Below are 13,368 nucleotides of genomic sequence, written 5' to 3'. Positions count from 1 at the left end.
AAAGTAGATATGCTTTTATTATGAATTTGACCTATGCTTTGGGGGAACAAGATGAATCAACGAATTGCAAACTATAAAGAAAAGATAACTAGTTTCTGGCAGACAAGACCTGGTTGGCAAAAGGCACTGCTTATATGTACCCCGATTGTTCTTATTTTAATCATCGGTATCAGTTCTTTTTTTGCGACAAAAGAGACCATGGTTCCATTGTATAAGGATCTCTCAGCCCAAGAAACTGGAAAGATAAAAGAAGAACTGGATGCGCAGGGTGTCAAGTATGAGCTTGAAGGGAACGGATCAACCATTCTAGTCCCGGACACACAAGCTGAAGGGCTGCTTGTTGATTTGGCAGCAGAAGGTTTGCCGGAAACAGGAAGTATTGATTATTCCTTCTTCAGCAACAACGCTTCATGGGGTATGACAGATAACGAATTTGATGTTATTAAACTAGATGCTTTGCAGACCGAATTATCAACGCTTTTAACCAATATAGACGGAATTAAAAGTGCAGATGTACTGATTAATAAACCTACTGATCCTGTTTTCGTGACAGATGAGCAAGAAGAAGCATCAGCATCAATTGTCTTGAATACAGAAACAGGTTACGACTTTCAGCCTGAACAGGTAGAAGCGATGTACCGATTGGTATCGAAGACTGTGCCGAATCTTCCAGAAGAAAATATTGTCATCACCAACCAGGATTTTGAGTACATCAACATGGATACTGCTAAGTCTGGCGGAGATGCTTATACAAATCAGATGGGCATCAAGCAGGAAGTGGAACAAGGAATACAACAGCGCGTGCAGCAAATGCTAGCAGCGATGGTAGGCGCCGAGAATGTTCGAGTTTCGGTAACAACGGATATTGACTTTGATCAGGAGACACGTACAGAAGAACTTGTAGAACCTGTCGATGAAGAAAACAATGAAGGTCTTCCAGTTAGTGTGGAGACTATAACAGAAACGTATGAAGGCGAACCAACGGAAGGCGGGGTTGCCGGAACTGGTGAAGAAGAAGTGCCAAACGTTGCTGCGGAGGATGAGACTACCGGAGACGGTGCTTATAACAATGTAAAAGAATCTGTAAACTATGAATTTAACAAAATCAAGAAAGAAATTACAGAGAGTCCTTACAGCATTCGGGATATCGGAATTCAAGTTGCTGTGGATAGCAACAAGAACACCACTGCACAAAACGGAGAGGCAGAGCAGCTTACACAGCAAGAACAAACGCAAGTAGAAGAAAGTATCACCTCGATTCTGAATTCGATCGTATCGACTTCCGTAGATGCAGAAGTCGCACAGACGATAAATCCTGAAAATAGTGTCTCAGTTGTCTTCCAGCCATTTGCTGCGAGTCAGGCTGCGCAAGGAGATGACACAGAAGGTTCAGGAATACCAGTATGGGCTTACATTGCTGGCGGAGTTCTTTTAGCTGCTGTAGCAGTACTAGTATTCATGCTCATTCGCTCCAGAAGAAATCAAGAAGAAGAGGAAGATGTTTTACTGGAGGAAGAAATGACGGCTGCACCAGTGATGGTCGAGGAAATAGACGATACTCCAGAAACCGAATCAACACTGAAACAAAAGCAATTGGAAAAATTAGCACAAGAGTCACCAGAGGACTTCGCCAAACTGCTGCGAAGCTGGATGACTGAAGATTAAAGGAGCAATGAAGGAATGGCAGCTGTGAAAGGACGTTTGACAGGAAAACAGAAAGCGGCGGTCTTGATGATCTCTCTTGGAGCTGATACTGCTGCGAATGTGTATAAGCATTTGACAGAAGAAGAGATAGAACGTATGTCTCTTGAGATTTCTTCTGTCAAGAAAGTGGACAGTGCAGAGAAGGAATCCATTATCGATCAATTCCACCAGATTGCCATTGCTCAGGATTATATATCCCAAGGCGGCATCGCCTATGCTAAGTCAATCTTGGAAAAAGCTCTGGGAGAGGAAGAAGCAGCTGCAATCATGAACAGGCTGACTTCCACTTTGCAAGTGAGACCATTTGATTTTGCAAGAAAAGCAGATCCGACTCAGATTCTCAACTTTATCCAAAATGAGCATCCTCAGACAATTGCACTGGTGCTTTCTTATCTGGATCCAGAGCAATCCGGACAGATACTATCCGAGTTGCCACAGGACATGCAGGCAGATGTTGCAAAGCGTATCGCTACAATGAGCAGTACCTCGCCTGAAATTATCAGTCAAGTAGAACAGATACTCGAGAAGAACTTGTCTGCGACTGCGACACAGGATTATACGCAGACGGGCGGTATCCAGGCGGTTGTAGAAGTACTCAATGGGGTTGACCGCAGTACGGAAAGAACTATCCTTGATGAGCTGGAAGTACAAGACCCAGAGCTTGCAGAGGAAATCAAGAAGCGTATGTTCATCTTCGAAGATATCGTCACATTGGATAATCGCGCAATTCAACGTGTCATCCGCGAAGTAGAAAATGATGATTTGAAGCTTTCACTGAAAGTGGCAAGCGACGAAGTAAAAGATATTGTATTCCAAAACATGTCTGACCGGATGGCACAGACGTTCAGGGAAGAAATGGAATTCATGGGTCCTGTACGCTTGAAGGATGTTGAAGAAGCCCAAAGTCGTATTGTGTCTGTCATTAGACGATTGGAAGAAGTTGGCGAGATAATCATATCCCGTGGCGGAGGAGATGACATCATTGTCTAATATCTGGCAATCAGTACCTGTGAAAGAGTCGAAAGTAATTGGTATCAAACCACTCAAGCTGTCGCTTGAGTCAGCTAATGACGTTGAACTAGCCGTATCTTTCCAAGCTGAGAAAGAACGGTCAGAGCAGTACATTCAGGATGCGAAGGTGAAAGCTGACGCAATACTGGCCGCAGCACGACAGACAGTAGAAGAGCAAAAAGCACAGTGGAATGCCGAACGGCAGGAATTAACCGAGCAAGCACAGCTGGAAGGCTATCAGAAAGGTTTTGCGGCTGGTCAGCAGGATGGTCTGCAGTCTTATCAAACGAAGATCGAAGAAGCACAAAATATGATCCGGCTGGCACAGCAAGACTACAAAGCAACAGTCGAAGGCAGTGAGAATGCGCTGCTTGAACTTGGTTTAAAGCTTGCCGAAAAGATTCTTCACCAAAAGCTGGACGAAGAGCCTGAGAGCTATCTGTCACTGGTAAAAGGTGCAATTACAGACTGGAAGGAAAGATCCGACCTCCGTCTTCACGTTCATCCAGACAGCTATGAACTTGTCCTGCAGCAAAAAGAGGAATTGGCCTTGCTGACTGGGAAGGATTTTGAGCTTATGGTTATGCCGCAGCATGATTTGCCTGCTGGCGGCTGTATCCTTGAAACCAAGCATGGACGTATCGATGCAAGCATTGATTCGCAACTGACCGTTCTCCGGGAGAAGCTATTTGAAATCAGACGCGAGGAAACTGTCTGATGTTAGGTCGATACATGGATGAGTTGGTACATTTGGATACCTACAAACGGTACGGAAGGATACACAGGGTTGTCGGATTGCTGATTGAATCACATGGTCCGGTCTCAAGTGTCGGAGAAGTCTGTTATATCCATACTTCTTCCAGTACAGGAGAAAGGTTCCTGGCAGAGGTCGTCGGATTTGATGATGAAAAAGTGCTGCTCATGCCTTTTGCTCCTTTGAAGGATGTGGGACCTGGCTGCTTGGTCGAGGCGACTGGTTCGCCACTGTCAGTCAAGATAGGTCGCGGACTGATCGGCAGCATCATTGATCCGCTGGGACAGCCATTGGATGGCAGTATGCTCCCCAAAGGCTTGAAATCCTTTACGACAGATCGCAATCCGCCGAATCCAATGACCAGACCTCGTATTTTAGAACCGCTGGAGACAGGTGTGCGTGTGATCGACAGTCTTTTGACAGTCGGGAAGGGGCAGCGTGTCGGAATTTTCGCCGGAAGCGGTGTCGGTAAAAGTACGCTTCTAGGAATGATAGCCCGGGAATCCAGTGCCGATGTCAATGTTATTGCGTTGATAGGAGAACGCGGACGTGAAGTTCGTGAGTTCATCGAAAAGGACTTGGGCGAGGAAGGTATTAAAAGATCGATAATCGTAGTTGCAACATCTGATCAGCCTGCTTTAATGCGAATTAAAGGTGCTTACACTGCGACTGCCATTTGTGAGTACTTCCGTGATCAAGGCATGCATGTGAACTTGATGATGGATTCGGTCACTCGTGTCGCAATGGCGCAGCGGGAAATCGGACTAGCCTCAGGTGAGCCACCTACGACAAAAGGCTATACACCGTCTGTTTTTGCCGCGTTGCCTAAACTGCTTGAGCGAACGGGAACAAACGAACTTGGTGCTATTACAGCATTCTATACCGTGCTTGTAGATGGTGATGACATGAACGAACCAATTGCCGATACAGTACGTGGTATTTTGGACGGACACTTCGTCCTAGATCGGAAACTAGCCGAACAAGGGCAATTTCCTGCCTTGAATGTACTTAAGTCAATTAGCCGGGTAATGCCGCAAATTACGGATGCAGCAGACTACCAGGTTGCACAGCGTTTACGGACATTGCTTGCACTGTACGAAGAAAACCGTGAACTGATTCAAATTGGTGCGTACAAAAGAGGTACCAATAATGAAATTGATGAAGCGATCGGATATCAAAAGCCGATCCTGGACTTCCTTAAGCAAGGAATGCATGAGTTTACTAGTCGTCCAGATGCAATTCAGCTGATGAAGCAGCTGCTTGGAAAGGGTTGATGTAATGGCTGAAGCTAAGGTATTTGAAAAGATATTGCGCATGAAAGAACGGGAAAGAAAAACCGCACAGCAAGCCTTTGCAGAGAAACAGCAACAGTTCGAGGCTGCGGCAACAACCTTGTATGAACTCCTAAAAAAGAAAGAAGACGCCGAAGAACAACTGTCCAATGGCTTAGCAGCTTCTGTTCCTATCCAGCGGCTGTCCGAACATCATGATTTCCTGGAAACAATCAACCGGCGCATCGACCGGGCTCAAATAGCTGTTCAGTTTGCTCGTAACGCCATGCTGGAAAAACAGGAACTGCTGTCGGAAGCATACATCGAAGTGAAAAAGATCGAAAAGCTTCTGGAGAAGAAGAGGCAGGAAGCATGGCGCAAGCTGCAGGAGGAAGAAAATAAGCAGATGGATGACATATCGATCCGCCAATTCTTAGCAAATGGAGCACGATAGTATATGGTAAAACAACAAAAAGACCAACAAAAGAAAAAAGGCAAAGGAAAAGGATTTATCCTTTACTTCTTATTGCCTGTCGTACTGGCAGCAGCACTTGTAATTGCGATATTGGAGTTTTCAGGTGTATCTGTTTCAAAGCTTGCTTCTGGGATTCCGGTGATTGGGAACATGGTCAAAGAAGAATCTGCCTCTACATCAGGCAATTCTGCTGACGCAGAAAAGCTGAAGCAGCAGCTGAAAGATCAGCAGGCGACCATCGATATGATGAAAGAAACAGAGGACGCTAAAAATGCTGAGATTGATGATTTAAATCAGCAAATCGTTAAGCTGGAAAATCAGCTCAATGGCACTGAACCCGAAACTGATACTACCGCATCGCAAGCAGCCTCTGCCGGCGGGGAGACAGCTGAAGAAGAAGTGGCGACTCCATATAAGGCGGCAGCTTCATCATTCAGCAAGATGGATGATGCAAAAGCAGCAGCGATCATCAGTAAGCTTGATAACGATAAAGCTTTAGGTGTCCTGCAGGAGCTTTCCGGTAAGAAACGTGGAACCATCCTTGCTGAAATGGACGCTGAGGCAGCGGCATCCTACACAAGTGCAATGGTAGATGATGCGGAAAAGGAGGGACAGGCAGTTGAATAATGTCATTATTTCAATGCTCCCGACAAGCATCACACCTAAAGTGCAACAGAGTTCATCAGCACCTTCGGATGCGTTTCAAAACTTATTCCAGCAAGTCTGTGCCGGAACGGGTGGACAAATTGCAGATGATCAAAATGGCACTGGTACGATGTTGCTAAATGTGCAAGATCAGCAAGATATGCAGGTTATTCTAGAAGCATTATTCGACAAAGTTCCCTCTGATGGCGCCTTGGAAAAGGAAGAACAGCCGAAAGATGCATGGGAGCTGATGGAACAAGTACTTGGAGAAAGTCAGCTTGCTGCATACCTGCCGCCACAAGTAAAGGAAATGGCTGAGAATGTTTTACAAAATATTAAACCGAATGACGAAGAATCAGCGGTGAGTGACCTTTTAGCACAGCTTGGACAATTGCAAGAGCAGTTGACGACTGGCAGTCGACCTGTAACTGGCCTGGCAAGCAATAATGGAAAAGAAATAGCTTCATTACAAGCTTTGCCAATAGGTTCTAACTTATTAGGCATAAACATGAAGGAAAAACAAGCTTCCAAGACGGCATGGGATACTGCTTCTTTCCAAAAAGCAACAGGAAATGAAATAGTCTCCGACACCTTGTCTGCAAAATCGGATAGACGCGATGCGTTATCTGTTTTACCGAACAGACCAGCTACTGGAACTAACTTATCAGAAATACAGACTTCTAGAAGTCAAACAGCCTTTCCGGAGAAGTCGGATCTAGAGTTAACGGAGGCTGCTAAAGCTATACGGCAGCTTGTGGACACTGCTGCTAATAATGGAAAAGAAAAAATACCGACGAACATTGCAGCGACACAGCAGCGTGATTCTCAGATTATGGATCAAAAGCAAGTCGGCATGTTCCAGATTCCAAAGCAGGAGCAGCTAGTCTTCCATTTGCAGCAGGCTGATCAGACACCAGAGCAAGCTGGTAAGGAACTTATCCAAAAGCTCGAACAAGCAGTAAAGTTCAGCGGGATTTTATCCGACAGAAATGGCTTAAAGGAATTGTCGATTCAGCTTAAGCCGGGGAATTTAGGAGACTTGCAAGTGAAATTGGTCCGTGAGAATGGAGATATCACCATTCAGATTCTTGCAACATCCAAACAATCTAAAGATTTGCTTGAATCCAATATAGCAAGCCTTAAGCATATGTTCTCTCCTCATCAAGTAACAATCTCTGAGCGAGCAGATCAATTCCAGACTGCTTCCGCTGAAAGTAATGATCAGCAAACATTCCAGGAAAAGGATGAGGAACAGTCAAATCAGCAGCAAAGACAGCAGGATAATATAATTCTTGAAGAAAACCCATCCACCTTTGCGGATATTTTACTCGAACAAAAGGAGATAAAGATATGACGACTACAGGAGCAATTGACTCCAGCTATTATCTGGACTCACAAAAAACCAGAACGCCAAGTGCAACGTTGGATAAAGATGATTTTCTCCAAATCCTAATGGTGCAGCTGCAAAACCAGGATCCTACAAGCCCAATGGATGATTCGAAGTTTGTGGACCAGATGACTTCCTTCACTAATTTGGAGCAGGTCATGAATATCTCAGAAGCTGTTCAGTCTCTTGCCGGGAATCAGACGGTCATGTCTCCTGTCCTTCAGTACAGTCATATGATCGATAAACAAGTAACGTATAACGAATACGACCTGGATACTGGTGAGATTACAGACACAATAACAAGTAAGGTAACAGCCGTGACACAGCAAGGCGGTTATGCAGTTCTGGAGCTTGAAAATGGAAAGTCGATTTATGCAGACGCTGTTACAAAAGTAAGCAACGAATAAAAATAAGAAAAGGATGATGAAGCATGTTACGTTCTCTTTACTCTGGTATTTCTGGTATGAAAGGTTTTCAGACAAACTTGGATGTAGTTGGAAACAATATCGCTAACGTAAACACATCAGGATATAAGAAAAGCAGAATTACTTTCCAGGATCTAATGAACCAGCAAATCAAAGCATCCAATGATCCTACAGCAACTACTGGCGGTACGAATGCCAGCCAAGTCGGATTAGGTTCCAAAATTGGTTCTATTGATAATGTACATACACAAGGTAACCGTCAGACGACTGACCGTACATTGGATCTAGCCCTGGAAGGAGATGGAATGTTTGTTCTATCTTCATCACCTACAGGAAATGACGATCTGAACGCAGATACAGTTAGTTTTACAAGAGCGGGCAACTTCTATCTTGATGGTGAAGGGCGAGTTGTTAACAGCAGCGGACTTTTCCTTCTTGGTACTGATGGCCAAGCAATTACGATCGATAACGAAGCTACTAATATCAGTATCAACAGTCAAGGCCAGGTACAATATAATGCAGCTGATGGAGAATTAACAACAGCGGGAACTATCGGGGTAGCGAAGTTCTCCAATCCTGACGGCCTTGTAAAAAACGGAAACAGCACATATCGTAACTCTTTGAACGCAGGTCTGTCAGAGGCAGGTATCTCTGCACCTGGTGAAAATGGGACAGCTGATATCGTTTCAGGGGCCTTGGAGATGTCCAACGTCGACCTTTCAGAGGAATTTACAAACATGATCATCGCGCAGCGTGGCTTCCAGGCCAATACTAGAATCATCACGACATCCGATCAAATCTTAGAAGAGCTTGTCAACCTGAAACGTTAAGAAGGGGGTGAAGGGAGTTAAAGGCTCCCTTTCATAGCATGATTCAGCTTACAAGATTGAATGGAGAATCATTTACATTGAATGCACTGTTTATCGAACAGATACAATCTTTTCCTGACACAACGATCACTCTGACATCGAGCAAGAAGATCATCGTTCGGGAGTCGGAGATAGAAGTGGCAAGGAAGATACGCGAATTCTATCAATCTATCGGTTTGATCGGTGTGAAGGAGAAACAAGAAAAAAATGAACGCTAAAGTTATCATTATTATTTTATCGGTTGTCATTATCTTAGGGGCTGGCGGTTTTGCAGCATGGAATTTCTTTACGAGCCCGACGTCAGAGGCTAAGGAGCCTACGGCAACCGAGCTTGCTGAGAACTCTGTGTCAACAGATGAGATCACGACTGATTTGGAGGATGGCAGCATCGTCCGCATACAATTCCAGCTAATCACAGATGGTGAGAAAGCAAAGGAAGAAGTTACAGCAAGACAATTTCAGCTGAAGAACATCGTAATTAAAGAAATGACAGAGATGAATAAAGAGGACTTCCAAGCAGGCTTGGCAGATTTGGAAGAAAACCTTAAGAATAAATTGAATGAAGAAATGCAAGAAGGCAAGATCGAAGATGTGTATACGATCAGTAAAGTACTACAATAAACCACTGAAAAGCAGGAACGGAGGTGACGTGCATGGCAGAAGAGGTCTTATCACAGAATGAGATCGATGCACTGTTATCCGCTATATCTTCCGGTGAGATGGACGCAGATGAGCTGAAACAGGATGAGAAAGCCAAAAAAGTAAAAACGTACGATTTCAAAAGGGCACTCCGTTTCTCGAAGGATCAGATCCGGAGTCTCACACGTATTCATGAGAATTTCGCCAGATTATTAACAACTTTTTATTCCGCAAGATTACGTACATTTGTCCAAATATCTGTCGCATCTGTGGATCAAGTGCCTTATGAGGAGTTCATACGTTCTATCCCGACGATGACTATTCTAAACACATATAGTTTGTCTCCTTTAGAAGGGAAGATTCTGATTGAATATGACCCCACCATCGCTTTTGCGATGTTGGACCGGACACTTGGCGGTCGCGGCAGCAGTGTGAATAAAATCAACAATTTGACCGAGATAGAAACGACACTCATGACGCAATTGTTTGAATCCGGAATGGAAAATCTAAAGTCGGCTTGGCAATCCGTTGAGGATGTCGATCCTATAATGGAGGAGTTTGAGGTCAATCCACAATTTCTCCAGATGGTTTCGCCGAACGAAACTGTTGTAGTTGTAACACTGAATTCAACAATCGGCGAAACGTCCGGCATGATCAACATCTGTATACCGCATGTTGTGCTGGAGCCGATTGTCTCGAAGCTTTCCATTCATTATTGGATGCAGGCTCCTGTAGATAAACAAGGCAATGAATCAGAAACGCGGGATTTATCTGCAAGTATTCAAAAAGCTTCTATCGATTTAAAAACCATACTTGGGGAGACATCGATTCATGTAGAAGAGTTGATGAACCTCAGGGAAGGTGATGTCTTGATGCTGAATCAACAGATCGACCGTCCTCTTGATGTGAAAGTTGACAATCAAGTGAAATTCAAAGCACAGCCAGGTAAACAGAAAAATAGAATGGCGATTCAAATAATGGAAGAGATTGAGACAGGGGGGGAAGAAAATGAGTGACAATATGTTGTCCCAAGAAGAAATAGACGCCTTATTAAACGGAACAGCCGACAATCCGAACAGCACAGATGATGAGCAGCACCTCCCTGAGGAAGATTTGGATTCTATGGAAGTAGATGCTCTTGGCGAGATTGGCAATATCTCATTTGGCAGTTCCGCAACAACATTATCGACACTTTTGAATCAAAAAGTCGACATCACGACACCTAAAACAGCCGTAATTAAAAGATCGGAACTGTATGATAAATTCCCACAGCCGAATGTAGCGATTGAAGTCAGCTATACAGAAGGATTCTCTGGGGCAAACCTTTTTGTAATCAAACAAAGAGATGCAGCTATCATAGCAGACCTAATGCTAGGCGGAGATGGAAATGCTCCAGCAGAGGAATTCAATGAAATTCATCAGAGCGCCGTACAGGAAGCAATGAATCAAATGATGGGTGCAGCTGCAACGAGTATGAGTACCGTATTTAGCAAGAAAATCGATATTTCACCGCCATCAATTGCACTGATGGATCTTTCTGAGGGTACTGGGGCGGATAAACTGCCTGAAGATGAACAACTAGTTAGTGTGTCCTTTGACTTAAAGATTGGCAACCTGATAGATTCTTCGATCATGCAGCTTTTGTCGACTGATTTTGCCAAGGATATGGTGAATGAGCTGCTGCATCCAGCTCCTGCAGAGCCTGAAGCGGCAGCTGTCCAGCAGCAACCAGCTCAGACCAAGTCTCAGCCGGCTATTCAGGAAGCGCCAGTGCAAACGATGCAGCAAGCTGCACCACAGCAGCGTGCACCACAGCCTGCACCAAATGTGCAGCAAGCAGCATTCACAAGTTTTGATACTCCAGCAGCTCCGCCAGCAGAGCAGCCGCGTAATTTGGACTTGCTGATGGATATACCGCTGAAAGTATCGGTGGAACTGGGCAGGACAAAACGCACCATTAAGGAAATCCTTGAGCTGTCTGTCGGTTCCGTTGTGGAACTGGACAAGCTTGCGGGTGAACCTGTTGATATCCATGTAAATGATAAATTAATTGCCAAAGGCGAAGTTGTCGTCATCGAAGAGAATTTCGGTGTGCGTGTTACAGACATCTTAAGCCAGACAGATAGATTGAAATCAATTAACTAATTTGACCATTGAGAGGAAGAGAAAATATGGGGAACAGAATTTTAATCGTAGACGACGCTGCATTCATGCGCATGATGATCAAGGATATTTTGACAAAAAACGGTTTTGAAGTAGTAGGGGAAGCACAAGATGGCCAGCAGGCTGTAGAAAAATACAAAGAATTGACTCCCGATCTTGTGACGATGGATATCACAATGCCTGAAATGGACGGAATTGCTGCAATGAAAGAAATCAGAAGCCAATATCCTGATGCGAAAGTCATCATGTGCTCCGCGATGGGACAGCAAGCGATGGTTATCGATGCTATCCAAGCAGGTGCAAAAGACTTCATCGTGAAACCATTCCAAGCAGATCGTGTTGTAGAGGCAATTCAAAAAGCATTAAGCTAAAAAAGGTGAGTAGGAAATGATGAAAAGAACAGTCTGGGCATGCATGCTCGTCATATTGCTGCATCTTATTCTTTCTCCCGTATCTGCCGAAGCGGCAGCAAGCGTGGAGGATTGTTTGAAAGAAGGAGCAGCTCAATCAGATGACTGCAAAGATATGAATGATGCCGGTAACCAACAAGAAAATACACCATCCGCAGATTCGGCAGACTCAGCAGCAGGAGGCACATCGACCTTTCTTAATTTGGTCAAGCTTGCTTTGGCGTTAGTCGTCGTGCTCGGACTGATCTATGTCCTACTGAAGTTTTTGAATAAACGGAATCGGCTGTTTCAGCAGGTGCGGGCTATGGAAAACATAGGTGGAATAGCACTTGGCAACAACAAATCCGTCCAGATTGTCCGGGTCGGTGAAAAAGTATTTATGTTAGGTGTGGGTGACAACGTCGATTTGCTTACTGAAATTAAGGATGAGCAGACGATCAAGGAGCTGACTGAACAAGATCAGCAGGAAATGAAGGCAACTGCATTATTGGCAAACATATTGCCCGGCAGAAAACAACAAGAAGAGCAGCAAAATGAGAAAACTAGACAAGAAGAATCCGAAAACAAATTCCAGGATTTATTCAAAGAGGAACTAGGGAAGCTGAAGCAGTCAAGAAACAGATTGAAACAGCAGCAAAGGAAGGATACAGACGATGAATGATTTTATCAATATATTTTCTGGAACCGACCCCGAGAATGTATCTACTTCGGTCAAATTGCTGTTATTATTGACTGTTTTTTCCCTGGCACCAGGAATACTGATCCTGATGACCTGTTTTACGCGGATTGTGGTTGTTCTATCGTTTGTACGAATGAGTTTAGGTACACAACAGACACCACCAACGCAAGTATTGATCGGAATTGCATTATTCATGACCTTCTTCATCATGGCGCCGACTTTCAATGAAATCAATGATCAGGCTATTACGCCACTGATGAATGATGAAATATCACTAGATGAGGCTTATACAGAAGCGAGCGGTCCAATCAAGATGTTCATGGCGGAAGAAACACGACAAAAGGATTTATCTCTATTTATGAATTATGCCGGTATGGAAAGACCGGAGTCAGTCGAAGATATTCCGCTATCAACGCTTGTACCGGCCTTTGCGATCAGTGAGTTGAAGACAGCATTTCAAATGGGTTTCATGATCTTCATTCCATTCCTTGTCATTGATATGGCTGTGGCTAGTATCCTCATGTCGATGGGTATGATGATGCTGCCGCCGGTAATCATTTCATTACCATTCAAAATCTTGTTATTCATCCTGGTGGATGGTTGGTATCTGGTCACATCCTCGTTGCTGCGAGGGTTTTAGTGAATGAAGGAGCGTAACGTTAATGAGCAGTGAATTTGTTATTTCCATCGCAGAACGCGGAATTTATACAGTGCTGATTGTCAGCGGACCTTTGCTAATCCTGGCGCTTGCTGTCGGATTGATTGTCAGCATATTTCAGGCAACGACTCAGATACAGGAACAGACACTGGCGTTTATCCCTAAAATAGTCGCTGTGTTAGTAGGTTTGGTTTTCTTCGGTCCATGGATGCTGACAAGAATGGTGGAATTCACAGCAGGTATCCTTGAGAATCTGGATCGGTTTGTGGGCTGAGTAG

At 44.3% G+C, this 13,368-nt stretch carries 17 protein-coding genes; all 17 read left to right on the top strand.

The genetic code is table 11. The features are described 5' to 3' along the window. The first annotated feature begins 51 nt into the window (after positions 1 to 51). From fliF to fliQ, 17 genes are read left to right on the top strand one after another with little or no spacing between them, the layout of a single operon-like run. Entirely contained in the window at positions 52 to 1,665 is a 1,614-nt protein-coding gene (fliF, locus tag SFC25_RS04485; RefSeq protein ID WP_411214123.1) for a flagellar basal-body MS-ring/collar protein FliF, read from the top strand. Between the two features lie 15 nt (positions 1,666 to 1,680). Then, positions 1,681 to 2,694 (top strand): flagellar motor switch protein FliG, encoded by a 1,014-nt coding sequence (gene fliG, locus SFC25_RS04480; protein ID WP_411214122.1) that lies wholly within the window; start codon positions 1,681 to 1,683, stop codon positions 2,692 to 2,694. Next, positions 2,687 to 3,433 (top strand): flagellar assembly protein FliH, encoded by a 747-nt coding sequence (gene fliH / locus SFC25_RS04475; protein WP_411214121.1) that lies wholly within the window; start codon positions 2,687 to 2,689, stop codon positions 3,431 to 3,433. The genes fliG and fliH overlap by 8 nt, the downstream gene beginning before the upstream one ends. Continuing rightward, positions 3,433 to 4,743, top strand: a complete 1,311-nt coding sequence (gene fliI, locus SFC25_RS04470; RefSeq protein ID WP_411214120.1) for a flagellar protein export ATPase FliI — start codon at positions 3,433 to 3,435, stop codon at positions 4,741 to 4,743. Before fliH ends, fliI begins: the two co-directional genes overlap by 1 nt. Positions 4,744 to 4,747: 4 nt before the next feature. Continuing rightward, positions 4,748 to 5,194, top strand: a complete 447-nt coding sequence (gene fliJ / locus SFC25_RS04465) for a flagellar export protein FliJ (RefSeq protein ID WP_095217659.1) — start codon at positions 4,748 to 4,750, stop codon at positions 5,192 to 5,194. A gap of 3 nt (positions 5,195 to 5,197) precedes the next feature. After that, positions 5,198 to 5,842, top strand: coding sequence for a MotE family protein (locus SFC25_RS04460; protein WP_411214119.1), 645 nt, complete (start codon positions 5,198 to 5,200; stop codon positions 5,840 to 5,842). After that, entirely contained in the window at positions 5,835 to 7,214 is a 1,380-nt protein-coding gene (locus SFC25_RS04455) for a flagellar hook-length control protein FliK (protein ID WP_411214118.1), read from the top strand. The genes SFC25_RS04460 and SFC25_RS04455 overlap by 8 nt, the downstream gene beginning before the upstream one ends. Next, the gene (locus tag SFC25_RS04450) at positions 7,211 to 7,654 is read left to right on the top strand and encodes a flagellar hook capping FlgD N-terminal domain-containing protein (protein WP_095223122.1); all 444 of its coding nucleotides are present in this window, start codon (positions 7,211 to 7,213) and stop codon (positions 7,652 to 7,654) included. Before SFC25_RS04455 ends, SFC25_RS04450 begins: the two co-directional genes overlap by 4 nt. A 23-nt stretch (positions 7,655 to 7,677) precedes the next feature. After that, a complete protein-coding gene (gene flgG / locus SFC25_RS04445) occupies positions 7,678 to 8,502 on the top strand; it encodes a flagellar basal body rod protein FlgG (RefSeq protein ID WP_411214117.1) in 825 nt (274 codons plus the stop codon). Between the two features lie 38 nt (positions 8,503 to 8,540). Further along, a complete protein-coding gene (locus tag SFC25_RS04440; protein ID WP_411214116.1) occupies positions 8,541 to 8,759 on the top strand; it encodes a flagellar FlbD family protein in 219 nt (72 codons plus the stop codon). After that, positions 8,749 to 9,162, top strand: a complete 414-nt coding sequence (gene fliL / locus SFC25_RS04435) for a flagellar basal body-associated protein FliL (RefSeq protein WP_411214115.1) — start codon at positions 8,749 to 8,751, stop codon at positions 9,160 to 9,162. The genes SFC25_RS04440 and fliL overlap by 11 nt, the downstream gene beginning before the upstream one ends. Positions 9,163 to 9,194: 32 nt before the next feature. After that, a complete protein-coding gene (gene fliM / locus SFC25_RS04430; protein ID WP_411214114.1) occupies positions 9,195 to 10,196 on the top strand; it encodes a flagellar motor switch protein FliM in 1,002 nt (333 codons plus the stop codon). Continuing rightward, complete coding sequence (fliY, locus tag SFC25_RS04425; RefSeq protein ID WP_411214113.1) at positions 10,189 to 11,325, top strand: flagellar motor switch phosphatase FliY; 1,137 nt, start codon at positions 10,189 to 10,191, stop codon at positions 11,323 to 11,325. The genes fliM and fliY overlap by 8 nt, the downstream gene beginning before the upstream one ends. A 26-nt stretch (positions 11,326 to 11,351) precedes the next feature. Next, on the top strand, positions 11,352 to 11,714 hold the full coding sequence (locus SFC25_RS04420) for a response regulator (RefSeq protein ID WP_095217667.1): 363 nt from the start codon (positions 11,352 to 11,354) through the stop codon (positions 11,712 to 11,714). Positions 11,715 to 11,730: 16 nt separating this feature from the next. Continuing rightward, the gene (locus tag SFC25_RS04415) at positions 11,731 to 12,414 is read left to right on the top strand and encodes a flagellar biosynthetic protein FliO (protein WP_411214112.1); all 684 of its coding nucleotides are present in this window, start codon (positions 11,731 to 11,733) and stop codon (positions 12,412 to 12,414) included. Next, the gene (gene fliP / locus SFC25_RS04410) at positions 12,407 to 13,072 is read left to right on the top strand and encodes a flagellar type III secretion system pore protein FliP (protein ID WP_095223129.1); all 666 of its coding nucleotides are present in this window, start codon (positions 12,407 to 12,409) and stop codon (positions 13,070 to 13,072) included. Before SFC25_RS04415 ends, fliP begins: the two co-directional genes overlap by 8 nt. A 22-nt stretch (positions 13,073 to 13,094) precedes the next feature. Beyond that, positions 13,095 to 13,364: a flagellar biosynthesis protein FliQ gene (gene fliQ / locus SFC25_RS04405; RefSeq protein ID WP_038560224.1), complete on the top strand. Its 270-nt coding sequence runs from the start codon at positions 13,095 to 13,097 to the stop codon at positions 13,362 to 13,364. Positions 13,365 to 13,368 lie beyond the last annotated feature (4 nt).

The organism is Terribacillus saccharophilus (assembly GCF_046592595.1).
Taxonomy (GTDB): Bacteria; Bacillota; Bacilli; order Bacillales; family Amphibacillaceae; genus Terribacillus; species Terribacillus saccharophilus_C.
This window is presented reverse-complemented; position numbering and strand designations above follow the sequence as displayed.